Raw genomic sequence first — 24394 nt, forward strand, 5'->3', positions numbered from 1 at the left:
GCGAATAAAATGTCAAATATGTATAAAAAAGCTGGTGTGGATGTAGAAAAAGGCTATGAAGCAGTAGAGCGTATGAAAAAACATATCGCCAAAACGACACGTCCAGAAGTAATTGGCGGAATCGGTTCGTTTGCCGGATTATTTGAATTAACGAAATTTAATTATGAAGAGCCTGTATTAGTTTCTGGAACAGATGGTGTTGGGACGAAATTAATGCTAGCATTTGAAATGGATAAGCATGACACAATCGGTATTGACCTAGTAGCAATGTGTGTGAATGATATCGTTGCACAAGGAGCACAACCACTATTTTTCTTAGATTATATTGGTTGCGGTCAAAACGAACCAGCAGTCATTGAACAAATTGTCGCTGGAGTAAGTGAAGGGTGTGTACAATCCGGTGCAGCATTAATTGGTGGCGAAACAGCAGAAATGCCTGGCATGTATAAAGTCGACGAATATGATTTAGCTGGATTTGCAGTAGGAATCGCAGAAAAATCAAAATTAATCACTGGTGAATCTATTGAAAATGGGGATGTCATAGTAAGTATTGGTTCTAGTGGCATCCATTCCAACGGTTACTCCTTAGTTCGTCAACTTATTAAAGATTTAGACGTATCGAAACAGTATGATGGGTTATCAGAAACATTAGGGGAAGCTGTTTTACGTCCGACAAAAATATATGCAAAACAGATTGCTACATTAGTAGAGAAAGTAGACATTAAAGGAATTGCACATATTACAGGAGGAGGTTTTTACGAGAACTTCCCACGTATTTTACCTGAAGGACTAGGAGTATCTTTAGAAAAAGGCTCTTGGGAAATTCCAGAAATATTCCCGTTTCTTCAGGAAAAAGGAAATGTTTCGGATGAAGATATGTATGGGGTATTCAATATGGGTATTGGCATGGCTTTAGTAGTGGATGAAGCTAATGCTGAAACCGTTGTAGCAATATTAAAAGATTTAGGCGAACAAGCCGCGATTATTGGAAAAGTAGTTGATAAGGAAGGGGTACATTTTACATGAGTTTTTCAAGACGTCAACGAGTAGCTGTCTTTGCATCTGGGACAGGGTCAAATTTTGAAGCAATGATGCATAGTGATGATCGAGATTTTGATGTTGTCATGTTAATTTGTGACAAACCGAAAGCACATGTCATTGGAAAAGCTGCTAGTTTTGGAACGGAGACGGTCGTATTAGATCCAACTACCTTCCCATCCAAAGAGGCATATGAACAAGAAATTATTGAAAAATTAACACGTGCAAAAGTCGATTGGATTGCTTTGGCGGGATATATGCGTTTAATCGGTTCGACGTTATTAGAGGCATATGAACATAAAATAATTAACATTCATCCGTCATTATTACCGTCATTCCCAGGCTTAAATGCGGTAGGACAAGCATTAGAAGCTGGAGTGAAAGTATCAGGTGTGACGATTCATTATGTGGATGAAGGAATGGATACAGGTCCAATCATTGCACAAGAACCTGTCACAGTTTTTCCACATGATACAGAAGAATCTTTATTACAACGCATTCAACAAGTAGAACATGTTTTATATACACGTGTTCTATCAGAAATTATCAAACAATCAAACTAAAATTATGAGAACGTGAGGAGTAATTTTCAAATGAAAAAAAGAGCATTACTAAGTGTATCGGATAAAGAAAATTTAGTGCCTTTTGCACAAGGATTAGAACGTTTAGGATATGAAATTATTTCTACAGGTGGAACATTACGTTTATTACAAGAAGCAGGGGTTAATGCTACTGCGGTAGATAATGTGACAGGTTTTCCAGAAATTTTAGATGGTCGTGTTAAAACGCTGCATCCGAAAGTTCATGGAGGAATTTTAGCGAAGCGTAGTAATGAAGCACATGTGAAAGCTTTAGAGGAAAATGATATTACACCAATCGATATTGTCGTTGTCAATTTATATCCATTTAAAGAAACATTAGCAAAAGATGGTGTTTCTCATGACGAAATTATTGAGAATATTGATATTGGTGGACCTGCGATGTTACGTGCCTCTGCTAAAAACTATGAAGATGTAACAGTTATCGTTGATCCTACTGACTATGATAAAGTATTAGAATATTTAGCAGAAGATGGCTTAACAGTAGAAGTGCGTCGAACGTTAGCGGCAAAAGTTTTCCGACATACTGCACATTATGACAGTATGATTGCCCAATACTTTACGTCAGAAACGAATGACTTGTTTACAGATACATATTCAAGAACGTTTGAACGTGTTCAAAGCTTACGATACGGAGAAAACCCTCACCAAGAAGCGACGTTTTATGAAATACCGAATTATAAAGGAATTAGTTTAGCGACTGCAAAACAATTACATGGAAAAGCATTATCTTACAATAATATTCAAGATGCAAATGCGGCATTAGAAATTGTATTAGAGTATGAGGAACCGACAGCAGTTGCTGTGAAACATATGAATCCATGTGGAATCGGGTTAGACGATCATTTAGCAGGTGCATTCCAACGTGCATTTGATGCAGATCCTATTTCCATTTTCGGTGGAATTATTGCAGTAAACCGTGAAGTAGATGAAGCGACAGCAGAAAAAATGTCCGAAATTTTCTTAGAAATTGTGATGGCACCATCCTTTACGAAAGAGGCTTTAGACATTTTAACGAAAAAACAAAACATTCGTTTACTAGAAATTCCGATGGATGAAGATGTAGAAGTGGATGAGAAGTTAGTATCTGTAAAAGGTGGTTTACTCGTACAAACGAATGATACAGGAAAAGTGACGGAATCTGATTTAGAAGTAGTGACAGATCGAGCACCATCTGAAACAGAAGTGGAAGATTTATTGTTTAGCTGGAAAGCCGTGAAACACGTAAAATCGAATGCTATTTTAATCGGGAAAGAAAAACAAACTGTCGGTGTTGGTGCGGGTCAAATGAACCGTGTCGGTGCAGCTAAAATTGCTTTAGAGCAGGCTGGTGAAAAGGCAAAAGGCGCTGTTTTAGCATCGGATGCATTCTTCCCGATGCCAGATACAGTAGAGGCGGCGGCAGCAGCTGGAATTACGGCAATTATTCAACCTGGTGGATCCAAACGTGACCAAGATTCCATCGATGTTTGTAATAAATATGGGATTGCAATGGTCTTTACAAAGATGCGTCATTTTAAACATTAATATGAAGAAAATAAAAGGATGGATACATTCATGAAAATTTTAGTTGTCGGTCGTGGTGGCCGTGAGCATAGTGTCATTATGCATTTGGAAAAAAGTGAGCTTGTAACAGAAATATATGTAGCACCTGGAAATGCTGGTATAGAACAACATGCAACATGTGTACCTATCGATGAAATGGACATTGATCGTCTTGTAGATTTTGCAAAAGAAAACGAGATTGATTTAACCGTTGTTGGTCCGGAAAATCCGTTAAATGCAGGAATTGCAAATGCGTTTAAAGAAGCAGGATTACGTATTTTTGCCCCGATAAAAGAAGCGGCAGTTTTAGAAGGAAGTAAAGATTTTGCTAAACAATTTATGATGACTTATGGAATTCCTACAGCAGCATATGAAACTTTTACAGATGTAGAAAGTGCACGTAAATATGTAGAAGAAAAAGGTGCGCCAATCGTGATTAAAGCGGATGGTCTTGCAGAAGGAAAAGGTGTCATTGTTGCAACAACTGAAGAAATGGCATTAGATGCGATTGATAAACTGATGGTCGATGATGCATTCAGTGGAGCAGGGAAAAAAGTTGTAATTGAGGAATTTTTAGAAGGCCGTGAGTTTTCACTAATCGCTTTCGTCCATGAACATAATGTATTTCCAATGATTGCCGCTCGTGACCATAAACGCGCATATGATAATGATGAAGGGCCAAACACAGGTGGAATGGGCGTGTTTGCACCAGTTCCAGATATAACAGAGGAAATCGTACAATATACGACAGAAAATGTATTACAAAAAGCAGCAGATGGGTTAATGAAAGAAGGTAGACCATTTACTGGAATTTTATATGCTGGATTAATGCAGACAGCAGAAGGAACGAAAGTAATTGAGTTTAATACACGTTTTGGCGATCCTGAAACACAAGTTGTGTTACCATTACTAGAAAATGATTTAGTACAAGTCATTATCGATGTTATGGATGGAAAAGATCCTCATTTAACTTGGAAAGATGAAGCATGTGTCGGAGTGGTGGTCGCATCGAAAGGATATCCGAACGCATATGATAAAGGGATGAAGTTACCTGCGTTTTCTGATGTGGACGATACATTTATCGTTCAAGCTGGGACGAAGCGTACAGAAGAAGGGCTTGTATCAAATGGTGGACGTGTCCTATTAGTCGGTGGAGTTGGAGCTGACTTAGATGATGCGAGAAAACACGTGTATGAGAGTTTGAAGGTATTTGAGGGATCTGAGAACTTCTTCTTCCGTACAGATATTGGTGTACAAAAGTAATAAATGCTATAAGGGGACAGCAAGTGCCGGTCATGGTGCTTGCTGTTTTTCCGTGGATAGCGTATAAAGGATGTTCGGTATATTTTATTATTATTTTTTTAAAAATGCAAAATACATATTCATTTAATAAAGATGGTGGATGTATGCTAAAATAGAAATATCTTATTTTGTTAAATAGGAGCGTTGCGTATGTTAGAACAAGGACAGTTTTGGAGAAATAAAGATTTACGAAAGCATGTAGCAATTATCGATGGAAAAGTTGCCCCGACAATCGTGTTGAAAAATGGCACATATTTAAATGTGTTTACAGATGAATGGGTAACAGCAAATATATGGATTTATCATGAACGAATCGTTTATGTCGGAGAGGAGATGCCGAAACGATTAGACAACACAGAAATTGTCAATTGTACAGGACAATATTTAGTGCCAGGCTATATTGAACCACATGCGCATCCATATCAGCTTTTTAATCCTGAAAGCCTCGTACATCATGTAGGAAAATTTGGAACGACGACATTGATCAATGACAACTTACGCTTGTTAACTTTATACGACAAAAAGAAAGCGTTTTCGATAATAGAAAATTTTCAAAAAATTCCCGTTTCGATGTTTTGGTGGGCTCGTTTTGATTCACAATCTATGTTGCGTCAGGAAGAAGCGATATTTAATACGAATGATATATTGTCTTGGTTATCACACCCAACAGTTGTGCAAGGTGGAGAATTAACGTCATGGCCAAGATTAATCGATGGAGATGACCGTTTACTTTATTGGATCCAAGAAGCAAAAAGGATCCATAAACGGGTAGAGGGACATTTTCCAGGTGCTTCCGAAAAAACTTTAACAAAATTACAATTACTTGGGGTGAATGGAGACCATGAGTCCATGAATGGAGGAGATGTGCTGAAACGACTTCAACTTGGGTATCATGCAGCTTTACGTCATTCCTCTATCCGACCAGATTTAGAAAATATATTGCAACAATTATTGGAAAGTGGACTAAAAAACTTCGATGCATTATTTTTTACGACAGATGGTTCAACACCTAGATATATGGAATATGGTATGATGAATGTATGTATTGATATTGCTTTAAAGCAAGGTATACCCATTATAGATGCATACAAAATGGCATCTTTCAATATTGCGAAATATTATCGAATGGACGAAACGTTTGGTAGTATTACACCTGGGCGATTAGCACATATAAATATTTTATATGAAGAAACAGATCCGGCTCCATTATCTGTTTTGGCAAAAGGTACATGGCTTGTAAAAGATGGAAAAGAAGTCGAACAAGCAACACAAATTCCATGGGAGCAGTATGAAACAGATAAGCCATTTTTAAAAATAGAACTAACGGAAGAAGATTTACAATTTTCTATTCCAGTTGGTTTAAAGTTAATAAATAATGTGATTACGAACCCATATCCGGTTGGTATCGATATAACAGGTGTTCAGTTACCGGCAAATACAGCTGATGCCTTTTTAGTGTTATTAGATCGCCATGGAAAATGGCGCGTAAATTCCGTCATACATGGATTTACTGAAAAGCTAGGTGGCCTATGTAGTTCCTATTCGACGACAAATGATATTTTATTAATTGGAAAGAAAAAAATGGACATGAAATTAGCATTTGATCGGATGCAAGAAATCGGTGGAGGAATAGTCCTGGCACATGATGGGAAAATTATCTTTGAATTGCCGTTAACGATAGAAGGTGTAATGTCTGTAGAAAAGATGGATAAGGTTATTCAAGCAGATAAAAGACTTACTAAATTGTTGCAAGAAGCAGGTTTTCCATATGATGATCCAGTGTTTACCTTATTCTTTTTATCGTCGACACATTTGCCATATATTAGAATTACACCTGAAGGGATAGTCGATGTCATAAAACGTGATATAATAGTACCAGCTAATATGCGTTAAGTATCGTTTGTTTTTTAGGAGGAAATATGAGAAAAGTCAAAATTAGTATCGCATTATGCATTGTTATGCTTGTCATGGTAGCATGTTCCAATAACAATGAAGAAGTGATTAATGAAACAGAAGAAGTTCATGTATATCCATTTACTGGATTAGAAACGAATGAAGACGTAAACCACCGTGCGGTTGCTGTGATGGTAAGTAACCAGGTACAAGCACGACCACAATCTGGTTTAACGAAAGCAGATATCGTGTATGAGATGTTAACAGAAGGAAATATTACACGATTCATGGCGATTTACCATAGTGACAAACCAGAAGTCGTCGGTCCAATTCGAAGTGCAAGAGAATATTTTGTTGATCTTGCCTACGACATGGATGCGGTTTATATTTATTCTGGAGCGGCAAATTTTGTAAATGACTTGATAGATAAAAAGGGGATTGAACATATTGAGGCAGATCAATATGCTGCAAATGGGGAACCTTTTTTAAGAGAGACCTTTAGAAAATCACCACATAATTTGTATATGAAATTTTCGGAACTTCCAACATTTCTGAAAAAGGAAGAAGTGGACATGGATGTTACACATAAGCCTTTATCATTTTTGGATGATGATACAGAAATTGAAGGGGAAGAAGCAAATTATGTGAAAGTTTCTTACTATAAGTCTAAACCGATTGTAGAATACACGTATGATAAAAAAACAAAAAAATATACACGGTACAATGATGGCGAAATTACAGATGAATTAGAATCGGAAATCCCGATTGAAATTGATAATGTACTCGTTGTCGAGGCTGAACATGAAGTGATTGATAAAGAATTACGTCGTTCCATAAATCTTCATTCAGGTGGAAAAGGTTATTTATTCCAACGTGGAAAAGTTCAAGAAGTGGAATGGGAAAATCAAGATGGTAATATCGTGCCGATAATCGATGGAGAAGTTGTTCCTTTTGTGAAAGGGAAGACTTGGATAAATGTCGTGCAAACAGCACCTGAAAAAGGGGTAAAGGAACAAGTCCATTATAGCAATGATGGAAAATAGGAGGCGACTATATGCAAATTGATAAATTAAGAGGAAAACAGTTAGATCAATTGTTTGAAGCTATATTAACATTGGAATCAAAGGAAGATTGCTATCGCTTCTTTGATGATGTGGCAACCATTAATGAAATTCAATCATTAGCACAACGATTACAAGTCGCAAAAATGCTTCACGACGGGAGTACGTATAACGCAATTGAGCAGGAAACAAATGCTTCTACTGCAACTATTTCTCGTGTCAGAAGATGTCTGGAATATGGCAGTGGCGGATATGAACAAGTGCTATCTAAAATGAAATAATAGAGTAAAGGTTGGGACAAGTAAACGACGATTATGAGACGTTTTATTTCTGTTCCAATCTTTTTCATTTCAATAATTGGGACAGAAAAGCAACTTCGTATATTTTTATGAAAGTTTGCTTTTTTTGTATTTTAAGAAGTATTTTTATGTCAAAGGATAATTGTGTTGGAGCTAAACGACCAAATACTAAACAGATGCGATCTTGCACTGAATAGAGGTAACTCTGCGAGAAACAGATGCGATCTAGCACGAACCGGATGCAACTCTACGCGAAACAGATTCGATCTTGCACCGAACAGATGCAACTCTGCGTTAAACAGATGCGATCTTGCACCGAACAGATGCAACCCTGCGTTAAACAGATGCAATCTTGCACGAACCGGATGCAACTCTACGCGAAACAGATGCAATCCATCACGAACCGGATGCAACTCTACGCGAAACAGATGCAATTCTGCACCGAACAGATGCAACTCTACGCGAAACAGATGCAATCCATCACGAACCGGATGCAACTCTACGCGAAACAGATGCAGTCCAACACGAAACAGATGCAACTCTACGCGAAACAGATTCAATCCATCACGAACCGGATGCAACTCTATGCGAAACAGATGCAATCCATCACGAACCGGATGCAACCCTGCGCAAAACAGATGCAATCCAGCACGAAATAGATGCAACTCTACGCGAAACAGATGCAATCCATCACGAACCGGATGCAACTCAACGCGAAATAGATGCGATCTTGCACCGAACAGATGCAACCCTACGATAAACAGATGCGATCCATCACGAAACAGATGCAACTCTACGCGGAACAGATGCAATCCATCACGAACCGGATGCAACTCTATGCGAAACAGATGCGATCCATCACGAACCGGATGCAACTCTACGCGAAACAGATGCAATCTTGCACCGAACAGATGCAACCCTACGATAAACAGATGCGATCATCACGAACCGGATGCAACTCTGCACGAAATAGATGCGATCTTGCACCGAACAGATGCAACCCTGCGTTAAACAGATGCGATCTTGCACTGAACGGATGCAACTCTGCGCGAAACAGATGCAATCCAGCACGAAAAAGAATAAATCGCATATCTGTAAGGTTGAGTTTGAAAATGATCCATGCGAAATTTCAATGGAGATTTACGAAAGGGATATTTGTTATAATTTTTACACATTATGAGAATTTGACGACAAAATGGTGGTAGTATTTCAATTTTATAAAAAAACATCCATTTTACTAAATTCATCGTTCTTTATTTGTTATAATAAATCAATGGATAAATGACGGTTGGAGGAAAAAACATTGAATTATGAAATTGAAAAATGGGAACATGTTTTTAAATTAGATCCAGCAAAAGAAATTACAGATGAACAATTAGAGCAATTATGTGAATCTGGCACAGATGCCATCATTGTCGGCGGAACAGATAATATTACATTAGATGATGTGCTAGATTTACTTTATAGAGTACGTCAATACGCATTGCCGTGCGTATTAGAAGTGTCCGAAATGGATGCCATTACACCGGGATTTGATTTTTACTTTATTCCAATGGTATTAAATAGTACGGAGAAAAAGTGGATAGTAGATATGCATCATGAAGCAGTGAAAGATTATCGTGAATTGATGAATTGGGATGAAATTCGAATGGAAGGGTATTGCATTATGAATGAAGAAGCGAAAGCATATAAAAAAACGAACTGTTCTATGCCGACGGAAGAGGACGTAATTAGTTATGCTTATATGGCCGAACATATGTATCATCTACCAATCTTCTATGTCGAATATAGTGGGACGTATGGAAATCCAGCACTTGTGGAAAAAGTGAGTAAAGAATTGAAGGATACAAAACTTTTCTATGGTGGTGGGATTACAACGAAAGAACAAGCAAAGGAAATGAAAGAACATGCAGATGTGATCGTTGTTGGAAATAGTATTTACACCCATTTCAAAGATGCGTTAAAAACGGTAGCAGCGGTGAAAAATAGATAAAAGAGGTGAATGGTGTGTCTGTTTTACAATTATTGAACGGATTAAATACAGAACAACAAGAAGCAGTAAAACATACGGAAGGTCCATTGCTTGTCATGGCAGGGGCTGGAAGTGGAAAAACACGTGTGTTAACTCATCGAATTGCATACTTAATTGAAGAAAAAGATGTGGCACCACATAATATATTAGCAATTACATTTACAAATAAAGCGGCACGAGAGATGAAAGAACGTGTAGAACAATTAGTCGGAAAAGAAGGAGAGTCGATGTGGGTATCGACCTTCCACTCGATGTGTGTACGAATTTTACGTAGAGATATTGAACGCATTGGTTATGATCGTAATTTTATTATTATTGATAGTAGTGATCAGCTAACGGTCATGAAACAAGTGTTGAAAAACTTACAAATCGATCCAAAGCAGTATGATCCAAGAGCAATGATTCATCATATTAGTAGTGCAAAAAATGAACTTATTACACCAGAAATGTATGAAAAGGAAGCTTTTTCCTATTATGATCAACAAGTGGCAAAAATTTATATTGCCTATCAAAAAATGCTTCGTAAAAACCAGGCACTCGATTTTGATGATTTAATTATGCAGACAATCCACCTGTTTCAACGGGTCCCTGAAGTGCTCGCTTATTATCAGAGACGTTTTCAATATATTCATGTCGACGAGTATCAAGATACGAACCATGCACAATATAAGTTAGTTAAGCAGTTGGCGAGTAGATTTCAAAATTTATGTGTAGTTGGGGACTCAGACCAATCGATTTATCGTTGGCGTGGGGCAGATATTACAAATATTTTATCTTTTGAAAAAGATTATCCGAACGCAAAAGTTATTCTTTTGGAACAAAATTATCGTTCGACAAAATCAATTTTAGATGCAGCAAATAAGGTCATTGAACGCAATAAAAGTCGCAAACCGAAAAATTTATGGACGGAAAATGTGGAAGGAAAGAAAATTACGTATTATCAAGGACAGACAGAACGCCATGAGGCAATGTATATAGCGGAAAAAATTCAAGATTTGTTTTATGATGAAAAGTATCGCCCGGCAGATATTGCCATTTTGTATCGAACGAATGCTCAATCACGTGCGATAGAGGATACGTTAATGAAAGCGAATATTGCATATCAAATGATTGGTGGATTACGCTTCTATGATCGTAAGGAAATTAAAGATATTATCGCTTATTTACGACTCATTACAAATCCAGAAGATGATATTAGTTTTGAACGTGTCATTAATACGCCGAAACGTGGGATTGGTGCAACGTCTGTAGAGCGTCTTCGTGCTTATGCATTAGAACATGATATGTCCCTTTTTCAAGCAGTAAAAGAAATTGAACGGACGAATGTACCGAAACGTGCTGCACAAGCGATGTATAAATTTATGCAAGACATCGAAAACTTAGTGCAACAACAAGCGTTTTTAGGTGCGACAGATATGGTCGAGCAAGTTTTAGAAGTAACCACATATGAGGAAATGTTACGTGCAGAAAATACAATCGAAGCGAAAGGCCGTATGGAGAACATTGAAGAGTTCAAAACGGTTACACAAGATTTTGAAAAGGTACATGAAGATGCTTCTTTAGTAGACTTTTTAACAGACTTGGCACTTATTTCAGACATTGATAATATGGATGAGGTAGAAGAAACGGAAAAAATTACGTTAATGACTTTACACTCAGCGAAAGGACTTGAATTCCCTGTCGTATTTTTAATCGGTATGGAAGAAAATTTATTTCCACATAGTCGATCTTTAGACGATGAGGAGGAAATGGAAGAAGAACGACGATTGGCGTATGTTGGGATTACACGGGCAGAAGAACAGTTGTTTTTAACGAATGCAAAAATGCGTACTCTATATGGGCGCACACAATACAACCCAGTTAGCCGATTCATTCAAGAAATTCCGATTGATTTATTAGAAGGATATGAACGTGTCGAACAATCGATGTTTGGTAGTTTATCCTCTACCAAAACAACTTCGGTTAAGCCATCTCGTCAAAAGGCAAAAAAGTTAGCGACAACAGGTGCAGAAAGTGTTGGCTGGAAAGCTGGAGATAAGGTGGAGCATGCGAAATGGGGAGTTGGTACGGTCGTAAAAGTAACTAATAGCGGGGATGATACGGAATTAGATGTTGCATTCCAAGCACCTGCTGGGATTAAACGACTTTTAGCAAAATTTGCGCCGATTAAGAAACAATAAAGGTGTTGAAACAATGGAAAAACAACAAATAAAAGAACAAATGAATACCATTATACAAAAATTAAATAAATATGCGCATGAATATTATGTGCTTGATGAACCATCTGTTCCGGATGCGGAGTATGATCGACTTTTCCATGAGCTACTACAATTGGAAACAGACTATCCGGATTTAGCGGATAAACATTCACCAACCAAACGTGTTGGGGCAGAGCCACTGGATTACTTTGAAAAAGTGGAACATGAAGTACCAATGTTAAGTTTAAGTAACGTGTTTGATCTAGCAGAATTACGTGATTTCCATCGTCGAGTATCGACAGGGCTAGGAAAGGAACAAGTTACATATGTATGTGAGTTAAAGATCGATGGATTAGCGATTAGCTTAATATATGAAGAGGGTAAATTTGTTCGTGGTGCTACTCGTGGGGATGGAACTATCGGAGAAAATATTACGAGTAATTTGCGGACGATTCGTAGTGTGCCTTTATCTATTGATGAAAATCGAACAGTTGAAGTACGTGGAGAAGCGTTCATGCCGAAACGTTCTTTTGCCGCTTTAAATGAAGCACGTGAAAAAGAAGGGGAGGCATTGTTTGCGAATCCCCGAAATGCTGCGGCAGGTTCATTACGGCAATTAGATCCCAAAATTGCTGCATCGCGAAATTTAGATTTATTTCTTTACGGATATGGCGCTTGGGAAGTAAATGACATTACGAAACATAGTGAACGATTAATTTATTTACAATCAAAAGGATTTAAAATAAATAAAGAATTTAAAGTATGTCATTCAATGGACGAAGTGATTGAATATGTGGAGTACTGGACAGAGCATCGAAACGAATTACCTTATGAAATTGATGGAATTGTTATTAAAGTAGATGATTTAGAAGATCAAGAACGTTTAGGGTATACAGCTAGAACCCCGCGTTGGGCAACTGCGTATAAGTTTCCAGCTACAGAAGCGGTTACCAAAATGATGGATGTAGAATTAAGTGTTGGTCGTACAGGTGTCGTAACGCCGACAGCGGTATTGGAGCCTGTTCTTATCGATGGTTCTACAGTTAGTCGTGCAACACTTCATAACAAAGACCAAATTGAAGCATTGGATATTCGAATTGGTGATACCGTCATATTAAAGAAGGCGGGAGATATTATTCCTAAAGTCGTTCGAGTCATTGTGGAGGAACGAACGGGAGATGAGGAACCATATGAAATGCCTAAAACTTGCCCAGCATGTGGTTCAGACCTTGTTCACCTAGATGAAGAGGTAGCGCTACGTTGCATGAATCCTAATTGTCCGGCACAATTACGTGAAGGACTAATCCATTTTGCATCTAGAGATGCGATGAACATTGATGGGTTAGGGGAGAAAGTAATTGAGCAACTTTTTAATGAACAACTAGTTACGTCCATTGATGATCTATACCGTTTAACAAAAGAAGATTTATTACCGTTAGAAAGAATGGGTGAAAAATCGGCAACTAATTTAATTGATGCTATTGAAGTATCGAAAGAAAATGGATTAGATAAATTATTATTCGGTTTAGGCATTCGTCATATTGGTGCAAAAGCTGCAAGAATTTTAGCTGAAACATTCCAAACGATGGATCGGATTCAACATGCAACATATGAGGAGTTAGTGGAAGTGGATGAAATTGGGGAGAAAATGGCAGATGCAATTGTGCAATATTTTTCTCAAGAGGAAGTACAACAATTAATTACGGTATTAAAAGATTTAGGGGTAAATATGACATTTGCACAAGTGGCAGAGGCAACATTAGATGAAGCAGTTTTCATGAATAAAACAGTCGTATTAACTGGGAAATTAGAACGTTTCACACGACGTGATGCAAAAGATTTCATTGAAGCAAATGGTGGTAAAGTAACTAGCAGCGTGAGTAAAAATACGGATTTAGTCATTGCTGGAGAAGCTGCAGGGTCTAAATATGATAAAGCAGTTGAATTAGGGATTGAAGTATGGGACGAAAATCGTTTAGATGAAGAAATGAAAAAGGGAGTGTAAGCAATGAAACGATTAATGATAATATTAAGTTGTCTACTCCTGTTTTTAGCTAGTTGTAGTAGTAAAAAAGAAGAAGAAATTGTGCAACCGGATAATGAAGGAGAACAGGAAATTTCTGTGATTCCAAATTATTCATTATCGGAAAATCAATATAAAATAATGTTGCCATATAGACCGAGTGCTGCACGTGGGGCAATTACGAACCAAATTTCTAACCGTGTCGATATCAATGAATTAGAAGAAGGATTACGTCGCCATTCAACAGACATGTTTGATCCAAAAAAATATGTGTTTGAAGAAGGACAATATTTAAGCACGGAAGCTGTATATGATTTAATCGATTCTTTAAATCCAAAGGTGAAGGAAAAAAAGAAAAAAGAAGATAAAATTAAAGAACATCGAAATAATCCACGTGTCTTTTCACATGTATTAGAGCAAAACTTTTTAGAAAGAAAAGATGATAGTGTTGAGTTGGTCGGTGTGTCGATTGGCATTTCGCTAAAATCTGTATATAAATTCCAAACAGAAATTGGTGGACCAGACTATTATGAAGATATTTCAAAAGACGAAATGTTAAAAGAGGGTAAAAAAATTGCCGAAAAAGTGTTAGACGAAGTTCGTCAACAAGTATATGATCAAGAAGGTATTGAGGATATTCCTGTCATGATTGCTTTATTTAGAGAAGAGGAGCAATCTTCACCAGTGCCAGGTAGTTTTGTAGCGAAAACAGAAGTAAAACAAGGCGATAAAAAGATTGGTAAATGGGAAACATTAGACGAAGAACATGTCATGTTCCCATCAAATAAAGCAAAAGATAAATATTATGAAGACTATCAAAAATTCAAAGAGTTTAGTGATAAGTTAGAAGAGTATTTCCCGAATTATGTAGGAATTGTCGGGAACGGGTTTTATGTGAAGAAAAATTTAAATCGTATGTCAATTGATGTGCCGATTGAGTTTTATGGTCAAGGAGAAATTGTCGGCTTTACACAATATGCTTATGGATTAGTAAAAGAAATTTTTCCAAATCATTATGATTTTGAGCTTGAAGTAACGTCAGCAGATGGAGTGGAAAGTGTGATTTTCCGTCAAGCCGGTGACGAAGACCCGACCGTACACATTTTTAATTAATAGGATGATTCCATGCAGTGAGTGAAAAACATTGCATGGAATTTTTTATATAAACGGGCGTTGAAAGCGCTTTAAATTACGTTTATACTAATAGTATAGAAAAAATATGTGGGGAATAGTTTTCACGTAATGTTACTCACAAATAAAGGAGGAATTCTTTATGGTAGTACCTTACAAACATGAACCTTTCACAGATTTTACAGTAGAAGAGAATAGACGTGCAATGGAAGAAGCCATTGAATATGTAACAACACAATTAGGGGAAACGTATCCGTTAATTATTGATGGAGAACGTGTCATGACGGAAGAAAAAATCATTTCTGTTAACCCTGCAAATCGGGAGGAAGTTGTTGGATTTGTCGCAAAATCGAATAAACAATTAGCAGAACGTGCAATGCAAGTGGCAGATCAAACATTTGAAACGTGGCGTTCTTCTGATCCGAAATTTCGTGCGGATATTTTATTTAAAGCAGCGGCAATTATTCGAAAAAGAAAGCATGAATTTAGTGCGTTATTAATAAAAGAAGGCGGAAAGCCGTGGAATGAAGCGGATGCGGATACAGCAGAGGCAATTGATTTTTTAGAATATTATGGGAGACAAATGTTGGCGTTAAAAGATGGAGTACATGTAGAAAGTAGACCAATTGAGTATAATCAATTTCATTATATCCCACTAGGAGTCGGTGTAGTTATATCACCGTGGAATTTTTTATTTGCGATTATGGCAGGGACCACTGCGGCCGCAATGGTTACTGGGAATACAGTTTTATTAAAGCCAGCAAGCGCAACGCCAGTGATTGCCTATAAATTTATGGAGGTATTAGAAGAGGCTGGTTTGCCAAAAGGTGTGATTAATTATATTCCTGGACCTGGTGGAGAAGTTGGAGATTATTTAGTCGATCATCCGCGTACACGTTTTATTAGTTTTACAGGTTCGCGTGAAGTTGGAACGAGAATATTCCAACGTGCAGGCATCGTTCATGAAGATAAAGGTCAAAAATGGCTAAAGCGAACGATTATTGAAATGGGTGGGAAAGACACAATTGTTGTGGATAAAGATGCAGACTTACAATTGGCAGCTGATTCTATTGTGAAATCTGCTTTCGGTTTTTCAGGGCAAAAATGTTCAGCCTGTTCTCGTGCGGTGATTCATCAAGATGTGTATGAAGAAGTGAAACATCTTGTCGTTTCCTTAGCAAAAGAAATGCGTGCAGGTGACCCTGCCACAAATGAGTATTTTACGGGCCCTGTTATTGACGAAGCAGCATATAAGAAAATCATGAGTTACATTGATTTAGGAAAGAGTGAAGGAACACTCGCAGCTGGTGGAAGCGGAAATTCAGAAATAGGTTGGTTTATTGATCCAACAGTATTTGTTGATGTGGATCCTGAGGCAAGAATCATGCAAGAAGAAATTTTCGGTCCAGTCGTTGCCTTAACGAGTGCAAAAGATTTTACAGAAGCAATTGAGATTGCGAACAATACGGATTACGGGCTAACTGGCGCGGTTTTTACAAATAATCGTGCTCATCTAGAACAAGCTCGTCGTGACTTCCACGTGGGAAATTTATATTTTAATCGTGGTTGTACTGGCGCTATTGTCGGTTATCAACCATTTGGTGGATTCAATATGTCAGGAACAGATTCTAAAGCTGGAGGCCCAGACTATTTAATTCACCATATGCAAGGTAAAACGACATCTGAAATGTTTTAACTCGCTATGTTGGATAGGACAAGGAAATTTAGCACAATTTGTCGCTAAATTTCCTTTTGTTTTGATGGTTTGGATTGGTGGTTGCATCTGAATTTTGATTATCGCATCTGTTTTCGCGTTCGTTGCATCCAAATTTTGTTTATTGCATCTGTTTTCGTGTTTGTTGCATCCAAATTTTGTTTATTGCATCTGTTTTTGTGTTTGTTGCATCTGAAATTTGTTTATTGCATCTGTTTTCACGTTTGTTGCATCTAAGATTTGTTTATCGCATCTGTTTTCACATTCGTTGCATCTGAATTTTGTTTATTGCATCTGTTTTCGCGTTCGTTGCATCTGAAATTTGCTTATCGCATCTGTTTTCGCGTTCGTTGCATCTGAAATTTGCTTATCGCATCTGTTTTCGCATTCGTTGCATCTGAAATTTGTTTATTGCATCTGTTTTCGCGTTCGTTGCATCTAAAATTTGTTTATTGCATCTGTTTTTGCGTTTATTGCATCTGAATAATGTTTATCGCATCTGTTTTCACGTTTGTTGCATCTGAATTTTGTTTATTGCATCTGTTTTCGCGTTCGTTGCATCTGAAATTTGCTTATCGCATCTGTTTTCGCATTCGTTGCATCTGAAATTTGTTTATTGCATCTGTTTTCGCGTTCGTTGCATCTAAAATTTGTTTATTGCATCTGTTTCCGCGTTTGTTGCCTCCAAATTTTGTTTATTGCATCTGTTTTCGCATTTGTTGCATCTGAAATTTGTTTATTGCATCTGTTTTCGCGTTCGTTGCATCTAAAATTTGTTTATTGCATCTGTTTTCACGTTTATTGCATCCAAATTTCGTTTATTGCATCCATTAAACGTGTGGTCGCATCCGCCAAACATTAAGTCGATTAAAAAAGGCAAATTATTTCAAATGAACTTATTTTTCCGTATAATGCTATCATGAGTACAATATATTTTTTTATGAAAATGTGCATACATATACAATAATTAAAATTTTAAAGGAGGAATGATATGGCTTCGGAATATATATTTCAATTAATTGCGATTATCCTATATATGATTGCGATGTTGGTAATAGGATGGTATGCATTCAGAAGAACAAGGAATTTAACAGATTATATGCTAGGTGGGAGAGCGCTCGGTCCGGCAGTAACTGCTTTAAGTGCTGGGGCAGCTGATATGTCTGGTTGGTTACTAATGGGACTTCCAGGTGCTATTTATACCACAGGTCTAGTGGAAGCATGGCTTGCGATTGGTCTCACAATCGGAGCATATTTAAACTGGATTTTCGTTGCGCCGAGATTAAGAATGTATACACAAGTATCGAATAACTCCATTACAATCCCTAGTTATTTAGAAAATAGGTTAAAAGATTCAACACGTATCCTCCGTGTTGCTTCTGGAATTATCATCTTAATCTTCTTTACATTTTACGTATCTTCGGGAATGGTTGCAGGAGGCGTCTTTTTTGAAAGTTCATTTGGATTATCCTATCATACAGGATTGATTATCGTTTCCATTGTCGTTGTGTCCTATACGTTATTCGGAGGATTTTTAGCAGTAAGTTATACAGACTTCGTGCAAGGATTAATTATGTTTTTAGCGTTGATCCTCGTGCCGGTATTTGGGGTTTTCCTTACGGGAGGATTTACGGAAACGGTTCAATCGATTGAGGCGGTTGATCCGAATCGATTAAGTTTATGGAAAGGTGCTACAATATTAGGGGTTATTTCCTCATTAGCTTGGGGGCTCGGTTATTTTGGGCAACCACATATTATTGTGCGATTTATGGCAATAAAATCGGTAAAAGAAACGAGAGAGGCACGTCGAATTGGTATTGGTTGGATGGCGCTTAGTTTAATTGGTGCCATGTGTACAGCTTTAATAGGGATTGCATATTTTCAGCAAAATCCTCAACTAGAGCTGACAGACCCTGAGGCAATTTTTATTGAATTAGGGCAAATTATTTTCCATCCGTTTATCGCAGGTATTATGTTGGCGGCAATTTTAGCAGCAGTAATGAGTACGATTTCCTCGCAATTAATTGTGACTTCATCAGCACTTATTGAGGACTTATATAAAGCGATTATTAAAAGTGATGCCAAAGATAAAACATATGTATTCCTTGGGCGTATCTCCGTCCTATTTGTATCTCTCATTGCATTAGGTTTTGCTTGGGGGAAAACAGATACGATTTTAAAGCTCGTCTCCTTCGCATGGGCGGGATTTGGAGCCTCATTTGGACCAATCATTTTGCTTACACTTTATTGGAGGAAAATTACGAACATCGGTGCACTTAGTGGGATGATTGTTGGTGCGATTACAGTATTAATTTGGGGCATGACTCCAGTACTTACAGATACATTGTATGAAATTGTACCAGGATTTTTATTAAATTTATTCATAACAATCATCGTTAGTAAAGCGACATATAAAGAAAACACTACGATCGAAGCTGAATTTGATGAAACGATTACATTGCTAAAAAAAGAACGTTCATAAAAGAGAGAGTCCATTCGATTTTTTGTAAAGAGATCGAATGGCTTTTTTTCGTGGAAAATACGTCAAAAACAGTGCGAATAGTTGCGAAAACAGTTGTGTTTCTGCTATTATCAAGAGTGTTGTACTCTTTATTTTATAAATGAAAACGAAGCTGAATATGAAGCAAAATTGTGACACATATAAAGAGTTTATATATTTGGAGGTGAACCAAAATGGCAAATATTACAAAAGAAGATATTTTAAGAACTGCTGACTTAGTACGTTTAGAATTAACGGATGAAGAAGCGGCAATGTACAGTGAACAAATTACAGAAATTATTACCTTTACGGAAAAAATTAATGAAATAAATACAGACGGTGTAAAACCAACGACAAACGGAAATGCGACAACGAATGTTCTACGTAAAGACGAACCAGTCGTATGGGAAAATCGAGAAAAAGCATTGGAAAATGCACCAGAATTGGAAGAACGTCAAATCAAAGTTCCATCAATCATGGACTAAAGGAGGGCAAAACGTGAGTTTACATAATTATACGATTAAGCAAGTAGAACAAATGTTACAAAACGAGGAAATTAGTGCAACAGAGTTAGCGGAACTTTCTCTTGATCAAATTAAAGCTGTAGACGGTGATGTACAAGCATTTTTACAAGTATCAGAAGAAATAGCTTTAGAAAAAGCGGCAAAGATCGATGAAACGAAAGCTTATGATAAAAAATTAAGTGCTATTCCAGCAGGGATTAAAGATAATATTGCAATGAACGGTTTAAACTTAACATGTGCAAGTAAAATGCTAGAAAACTTCGACCCATTATATGATGCAACAGTCATACAAAAATTGTCTACAGAAGATGCATTATTTATGGGGAAATTAAACATGGACGAATTTGCGATGGGTTCATCCACAGAGTCATCTGCATTTAAGAAAACTCGTAATCCATGGAATTTAAATCATGTACCAGGTGGTTCAAGTGGTGGTTCGGCAGCAGCAGTTGCAGCGGGAGAAGTCATGTTTTCTTTAGGAACTGACACTGGTGGATCAATCCGTCAACCGGCGGCATTTTGTGGTATCGTTGGTATGAAGCCTACATACGGATTAGTATCTCGCTTTGGAGCAGTTGCAATGGCACCATCATTAGATCAAATTGGTCCAATGACACGTACAGTTGAAGATAACGCACGAGTATTAGAAGTAATTGCCGGTCATGATAAAAATGATATGACAAGCAGTAAAGAACAAGTTCCAGCATATGCTGAAAATTTAACAAGTGAATTAAAAGGTTTAAAAATTGCAGTACCGAAGCAATTTTTAGGTGAAGGTGTATCAGAAGAAGTAAAAGAATCTGTTGAAAATGCATTAAAAATGTATGAACTATTAGGTGCAACAGTAGAAGAAGTAAACTTACCACATTTAGCGTATGCGGATGCAGTTTACTACATTATTGCAAATGCAGAGGTATCTTCAAGTTTAGCGCGCTTTGACGGTGTTCGTTTTGGTCATCGTTCAGAGAAAGCGACAGATATGATCGATATGTTTAAGAAATCACGTACAGAAGGTTTCGGGGAAGAGGCGAAACGTCGAATCTTAACAGGTTCAACTATATTAAGTGGTCGGGATAACTTTAACGAAGCATACTTCCGTAAAGCGCAAAAAGTACGTACGTTAATTGCAAACGACTTTAAAGCGGCTTTTGAACATTATGATGTTATTGTCGGCCCAACGGCTCCGACAGCTGCATTTGAGTTTGACTCAGTTGTAAAAGATCCATTAACAATGTATATGAGTGATATGTTAACAGTACCTGTAAACTTAGCTGGATTACCAGCAATTTCTGTTCCAAGTGGTTACACGGAAGAAGGTTTACCATTAGGGTTACAAATTATCGGAAAGCATTTTGATGAACAAACGATTTATCGTGTTGCATATGCATATGAACAAGCGACAAATCATCATAAAAAGCGTCCAAACTTAGGGGGTGCGGAGGCATGAAATTCGAAACAGTAATTGGATTAGAAGTACACGTAGAATTAAAAACAAATACAAAAATTTTCTCCTCAAGCCCAAACGCATTTGGAGAAGCACCAAACACAAATATTAACCCGAAGGACTTAGGGTATCCTGGGACATTGCCAGTTTTAAACGAAGAAGCTGTTAACTTCGGAATGAAAGCTTCGATGGCATTAAATTGTGATATCGCTTCGGAAACAGTATTTGACCGTAAACACTATTTCTATCCGGATAACCCAGCAGCATACCAAATCTCACAAGACGCTCAACCGATTGGGGAAAATGGTTGGATTGAGATTGAAGTGAATGGAGAAAAGAAAAAAATCGGTATCGAACGTATTCATTTAGAAGAAGATGCTGGTAAATTAACACACGGACTAGATGGTTCTTTAGTCGATTACAACCGTCAAGGAACACCATTAATTGAAATCGTATCAGAACCAGATATCCGTTCACCTGAAGAAGCATATGCTTATTTAGAGAAATTAAAATCGATTATTCAATATACAGGAGTATCGGATGTACGGATGGAAGAAGGTTCATTACGTTGTGATGCGAACATTTCATTACGACCAGTTGGACAAAAAGAATTTGGTACCAAAACAGAGTTAAAGAACTTAAACTCATTCGCATTCGTTCGTGCTGGATTAGAATATGAAGAAAAACGTCAAGCAAAAATTTTATCAGAAGGTGGCGTCATTCAACAAGAAACACGTCGTTACGATGAAAAAACGAAAAAGACGATTTTAATGCGTGTAAAAGATAGTGCAGATGACTATCGTTTCCTACCAGACCCTGACATTGTCCCACTATTTATTAGTGATGAATGGAAGGAAGAAATTCGTAAACAAATTCCTGAACTACCAGACGCTCGTAAAAAACGCTATGTAGAAGAGTTAGGTTTACCAGAATATGATGCCGGTGTATTAACGGCAACGATTCAAATGGCTGATTTCTTTGAGAAAACAGTTGAATTAGGTGCAGATGCAAAACAAGCTTCTAACTGGATGATGGGGGATCTTTCTGCTTATATGAATAAGCATTTAAAAGAATTAGAAGATCTTGCTATTACACCAGAAGGATTAGCTAAAATGATTCAATTAATTAAAGATGGAACTATTTCGTCGAAAATTGGAAAAGACATTTTCCTAGAATTAATTGAAAATGGTGGAGATCCTGAAGTGATCGTAAAAGAAAAAGGGTTAGCACAAATTTCTGATGAGGGTCAACTTCGTGACATTATTTTAGAAGTATTAGCGAATAATGAACAATCAGTTGCTGACTATAAAGACGGTAAAGGAAAAGCGCTTGGATTCTTGGTCGGTCAAACGATGAAAGCGACAAAAGGACAAGCAAACCCACCATTAGTTAACAAAATTTTAAAAGAAGAATTAGATAAACAGTAATTACATTACTATCGATATTTAGTAAACACGGACATTATGTTACGAAGTTGTTGTGAAACGTCATCGTCGAATCTTGTTCGTGTTTCCTTTTTATTGTTTTGCTCTAATTTGAGGAGGTCATCAAATGAAACGGGCACGTATTATATACAACCCTAGTGCAGGACGTGAAGTATTTAAAAAAGAATTGCCAGCAGTGTTAGAGCGTTTTGAAAAAGCAGGTTATGAAACATCTGCACACGCAACAACAGGTGAAGGAGACGCAACAGAAGCGGCGAAAATTGCTGTAGAGAGAAAATATGACATGATCGTCGTTGCTGGCGGAGATGGAACAATTAATGAAGTTGTTCATGGAATTGCGGAGCAAGATTATCGTCCAAAATTAGGTATTATTCCAGCGGGGACGACGAATGATTTTGCTAGAGCATTAATGATTCCGCGTGAAATACATAAAGCAGTTGATATTATTTTAGAAGAACATATTCAAGCACTTGATATTGGAAAAGTGAATGAGCATTATTTTATTAATATTGCTGGTGGTGGTGATTTAACGGAATTAACATATGATGTACCGATTAAATTAAAAGCTGCTATCGGTCAACTAGCTTACTATGTAAAAGGAATTGAAATGTTGCCATCTTTACGTCCAGCTTCTGTAAAAATTGAGTATGATGATAAAGTGTTCGAAGGCGATATTATGCTATTTCTCGTTGCAAACACAAACTCTGTTGGCGGTTTTGAAAAACTCGCCCCTGATGCATTAATTGATGACGGCTATTTTGATTTACTTATTTTAAAGAAAACGAACTTAGCAGAATTCCTTCGAATTGCAACGACTGGATTAAGAGGGAATCATATTGATGATGATTTAGTCATTTACACACAAGCGAAAAAGATTAAAGTGACACCAAAAAAACGAATGCAATTAAATTTAGATGGGGAATATGGTGGATTATTGCCCGGGGAATTTACAAATTTAATGCAACATATTGAATTTTTTGTTAGTCGAGAGTTTAAACAGAAAGAAAATGAAATAAGAGCAAAACTAGAAAAGCGAAACGAGTAATGTTTCGCTTTTTTGGCTCTTTGTCAAATGGTGTTGGTGACCTTCTTAAAGTCATCTACTATTTAATTGTGTTGAGCCAATAAGAATAGCATGAATATGTCACTTCGGAAATGCACTCCGCTTTCCGCATGCGGCTGCAAATACAAGCTCAGGCTTTGATTTCCCTTGTCTTATCTAGGCCTTTTTTTACGCAAACGTCTATGTACATTTCATATGGATGTTTACATGCCGGTTTCCTCTTCCTTTGTAGTTTAAGCTCTAAGGGGGGAGGATTTTTTACTTTGTATGATGGATCTCCATTTAAAGTGTAAAATGATTCTCTTTTTAAAGTGATGAAAATATCGATATCCATATGTAACGCGATTCCATACCTTTATTTTATTATTAATTCCTTCAATACGACCGTTATTGTATGGATATATCAATCTATGCTCAATATACGGTAAATGCTTTTTCAATGCCTTTATACTTGTCTTCATATATCGAAAATATAACGATTGGTCAACAATATTTAGTGTAAATGTCAATTTAGCCGTAATGAACTTAGTCATTTGTCCTTGATATGACCTTAGTACTACAGCATTTTCTTCAACTTCCATGT

At 37.2% G+C, this 24394-nt stretch carries 20 protein-coding genes; 17 read left to right on the forward strand and 3 right to left on the reverse strand.

Annotated elements, in window-relative coordinates; genetic code table 11:
• The first annotated feature begins 9 nt into the window (after positions 1–9).
• The 7 genes from purM (at position 10) to WKT09_RS04845 (ending at position 7719) form a co-directional block, all read left to right on the forward strand.
• Positions 10–1026 (forward strand): phosphoribosylformylglycinamidine cyclo-ligase, encoded by a 1017-nt coding sequence (gene purM / locus WKT09_RS04815; RefSeq protein ID WP_340414957.1) that lies wholly within the window; start codon positions 10–12, stop codon positions 1024–1026.
• Positions 1023–1601: a phosphoribosylglycinamide formyltransferase gene (gene purN, locus WKT09_RS04820; protein WP_340414958.1), complete on the forward strand. Its 579-nt coding sequence runs from the start codon at positions 1023–1025 to the stop codon at positions 1599–1601. The genes purM and purN overlap by 4 nt, the downstream gene beginning before the upstream one ends.
• Positions 1602–1631: 30 nt before the next feature.
• Positions 1632–3164 (forward strand): bifunctional phosphoribosylaminoimidazolecarboxamide formyltransferase/IMP cyclohydrolase, encoded by a 1533-nt coding sequence (gene purH / locus WKT09_RS04825; protein ID WP_340414959.1) that lies wholly within the window; start codon positions 1632–1634, stop codon positions 3162–3164.
• Between the two features lie 30 nt (positions 3165–3194).
• A complete protein-coding gene (gene purD / locus WKT09_RS04830; protein ID WP_340414960.1) occupies positions 3195–4445 on the forward strand; it encodes a phosphoribosylamine--glycine ligase in 1251 nt (416 codons plus the stop codon).
• A 189-nt stretch (positions 4446–4634) separates the two neighbouring features.
• On the forward strand, positions 4635–6377 hold the full coding sequence (locus tag WKT09_RS04835) for an adenine deaminase C-terminal domain-containing protein (protein ID WP_340414961.1): 1743 nt from the start codon (positions 4635–4637) through the stop codon (positions 6375–6377).
• A 26-nt stretch (positions 6378–6403) separates the two neighbouring features.
• The gene (locus WKT09_RS04840) at positions 6404–7420 is read left to right on the forward strand and encodes a DUF3048 domain-containing protein (protein ID WP_340414962.1); all 1017 of its coding nucleotides are present in this window, start codon (positions 6404–6406) and stop codon (positions 7418–7420) included.
• An 11-nt stretch (positions 7421–7431) separates the two neighbouring features.
• Positions 7432–7719, forward strand: a complete 288-nt coding sequence (locus WKT09_RS04845) for a YerC/YecD family TrpR-related protein (RefSeq protein ID WP_340414963.1) — start codon at positions 7432–7434, stop codon at positions 7717–7719.
• 149 nt (positions 7720–7868) lie between these two features.
• Here the strand turns inward: WKT09_RS04845 and WKT09_RS04850 are convergent, their stop codons facing one another.
• Both WKT09_RS04850 and WKT09_RS04855 read right to left on the reverse strand, forming a co-directional pair.
• Complete coding sequence (locus WKT09_RS04850) at positions 7869–8654, reverse strand: hypothetical protein (protein WP_340414964.1); 786 nt, start codon at positions 8652–8654, stop codon at positions 7869–7871.
• A 2-nt stretch (positions 8655–8656) separates the two neighbouring features.
• Positions 8657–8827 carry a hypothetical protein gene (locus WKT09_RS04855; RefSeq protein WP_340414965.1) on the reverse strand — a complete coding sequence of 57 codons (171 nt, stop codon included), beginning with the start codon at positions 8825–8827 and terminating at the stop codon, positions 8657–8659.
• Between the two features lie 213 nt (positions 8828–9040).
• Here WKT09_RS04855 and WKT09_RS04860 point away from each other — a divergent pair, with 213 nt between their 5' ends.
• The 10 genes from WKT09_RS04860 (at position 9041) to WKT09_RS04905 (ending at position 23793) form a co-directional block, all read left to right on the forward strand.
• Positions 9041–9730: a heptaprenylglyceryl phosphate synthase gene (locus WKT09_RS04860; protein WP_340414966.1), complete on the forward strand. Its 690-nt coding sequence runs from the start codon at positions 9041–9043 to the stop codon at positions 9728–9730.
• A 14-nt stretch (positions 9731–9744) separates the two neighbouring features.
• Positions 9745–11949 (forward strand): DNA helicase PcrA, encoded by a 2205-nt coding sequence (pcrA, locus tag WKT09_RS04865; RefSeq protein WP_340414967.1) that lies wholly within the window; start codon positions 9745–9747, stop codon positions 11947–11949.
• 13 nt (positions 11950–11962) lie between these two features.
• On the forward strand, positions 11963–13972 hold the full coding sequence (gene ligA, locus WKT09_RS04870; protein ID WP_340414968.1) for an NAD-dependent DNA ligase LigA: 2010 nt from the start codon (positions 11963–11965) through the stop codon (positions 13970–13972).
• Positions 13973–13975: 3 nt separating this feature from the next.
• The gene (locus WKT09_RS04875) at positions 13976–15103 is read left to right on the forward strand and encodes a CamS family sex pheromone protein (protein ID WP_340414969.1); all 1128 of its coding nucleotides are present in this window, start codon (positions 13976–13978) and stop codon (positions 15101–15103) included.
• 160 nt (positions 15104–15263) lie between these two features.
• Positions 15264–16817 carry an L-glutamate gamma-semialdehyde dehydrogenase gene (gene pruA / locus WKT09_RS04880; RefSeq protein WP_340414970.1) on the forward strand — a complete coding sequence of 518 codons (1554 nt, stop codon included), beginning with the start codon at positions 15264–15266 and terminating at the stop codon, positions 16815–16817.
• 1009 nt (positions 16818–17826) lie between these two features.
• Positions 17827–19317, forward strand: coding sequence for a sodium/proline symporter PutP (gene putP, locus WKT09_RS04885; protein WP_340414971.1), 1491 nt, complete (start codon positions 17827–17829; stop codon positions 19315–19317).
• Positions 19318–19529: 212 nt separating this feature from the next.
• Positions 19530–19820 carry an Asp-tRNA(Asn)/Glu-tRNA(Gln) amidotransferase subunit GatC gene (gene gatC, locus WKT09_RS04890; protein ID WP_336268087.1) on the forward strand — a complete coding sequence of 97 codons (291 nt, stop codon included), beginning with the start codon at positions 19530–19532 and terminating at the stop codon, positions 19818–19820.
• A 13-nt stretch (positions 19821–19833) separates the two neighbouring features.
• A complete protein-coding gene (gene gatA / locus WKT09_RS04895) occupies positions 19834–21306 on the forward strand; it encodes an Asp-tRNA(Asn)/Glu-tRNA(Gln) amidotransferase subunit GatA (protein WP_340414972.1) in 1473 nt (490 codons plus the stop codon).
• Positions 21303–22730, forward strand: a complete 1428-nt coding sequence (gatB, locus tag WKT09_RS04900; RefSeq protein ID WP_340414973.1) for an Asp-tRNA(Asn)/Glu-tRNA(Gln) amidotransferase subunit GatB — start codon at positions 21303–21305, stop codon at positions 22728–22730. Before gatA ends, gatB begins: the two co-directional genes overlap by 4 nt.
• A gap of 124 nt (positions 22731–22854) precedes the next feature.
• On the forward strand, positions 22855–23793 hold the full coding sequence (locus WKT09_RS04905; protein ID WP_340414974.1) for a diacylglycerol kinase: 939 nt from the start codon (positions 22855–22857) through the stop codon (positions 23791–23793).
• A gap of 251 nt (positions 23794–24044) precedes the next feature.
• Here the strand turns inward: WKT09_RS04905 and WKT09_RS04910 are convergent.
• On the reverse strand, positions 24045–24394 hold a 350-nt coding region (locus WKT09_RS04910; protein ID WP_340414975.1), incomplete at its 5' end, for a transposase.

Source organism: Pseudogracilibacillus sp. ICA-222130 (assembly GCF_037892545.1).
Lineage (GTDB): Bacteria > Bacillota > Bacilli > Bacillales > Amphibacillaceae > Pseudogracilibacillus.

Bases quoted from the DNA above. Each gene is read 5' to 3' on its own strand.
- purM (WP_340414957.1), top strand. From the start codon at position 10: ATGTCAAATATGTATAAAAAAGCTGGTGTGGATGTAGAAAAAGGCTAT.
- purN (WP_340414958.1), top strand. From the start codon at position 1,023: ATGAGTTTTTCAAGACGTCAACGAGTAGCTGTCTTTGCATCTGGGACA.
- purH (WP_340414959.1), top strand. From the start codon at position 1,632: ATGAAAAAAAGAGCATTACTAAGTGTATCGGATAAAGAAAATTTAGTG.
- purD (WP_340414960.1), top strand. From the start codon at position 3,195: ATGAAAATTTTAGTTGTCGGTCGTGGTGGCCGTGAGCATAGTGTCATT.
- WKT09_RS04835 (WP_340414961.1), top strand. From the start codon at position 4,635: ATGTTAGAACAAGGACAGTTTTGGAGAAATAAAGATTTACGAAAGCAT.
- WKT09_RS04840 (WP_340414962.1), top strand. From the start codon at position 6,404: ATGAGAAAAGTCAAAATTAGTATCGCATTATGCATTGTTATGCTTGTC.
- WKT09_RS04845 (WP_340414963.1), top strand. From the start codon at position 7,432: ATGCAAATTGATAAATTAAGAGGAAAACAGTTAGATCAATTGTTTGAA.
- WKT09_RS04855 (WP_340414965.1), bottom strand. From the start codon at position 8,827: ATGCGATTTATTCTTTTTCGTGCTGGATTGCATCTGTTTCGCGCAGAG.
- ligA (WP_340414968.1), top strand. From the start codon at position 11,963: ATGGAAAAACAACAAATAAAAGAACAAATGAATACCATTATACAAAAA.
- WKT09_RS04875 (WP_340414969.1), top strand. From the start codon at position 13,976: ATGAAACGATTAATGATAATATTAAGTTGTCTACTCCTGTTTTTAGCT.
- pruA (WP_340414970.1), top strand. From the start codon at position 15,264: ATGGTAGTACCTTACAAACATGAACCTTTCACAGATTTTACAGTAGAA.
- putP (WP_340414971.1), top strand. From the start codon at position 17,827: ATGGCTTCGGAATATATATTTCAATTAATTGCGATTATCCTATATATG.
- gatC (WP_336268087.1), top strand. From the start codon at position 19,530: ATGGCAAATATTACAAAAGAAGATATTTTAAGAACTGCTGACTTAGTA.
- gatB (WP_340414973.1), top strand. From the start codon at position 21,303: ATGAAATTCGAAACAGTAATTGGATTAGAAGTACACGTAGAATTAAAA.
- WKT09_RS04905 (WP_340414974.1), top strand. From the start codon at position 22,855: ATGAAACGGGCACGTATTATATACAACCCTAGTGCAGGACGTGAAGTA.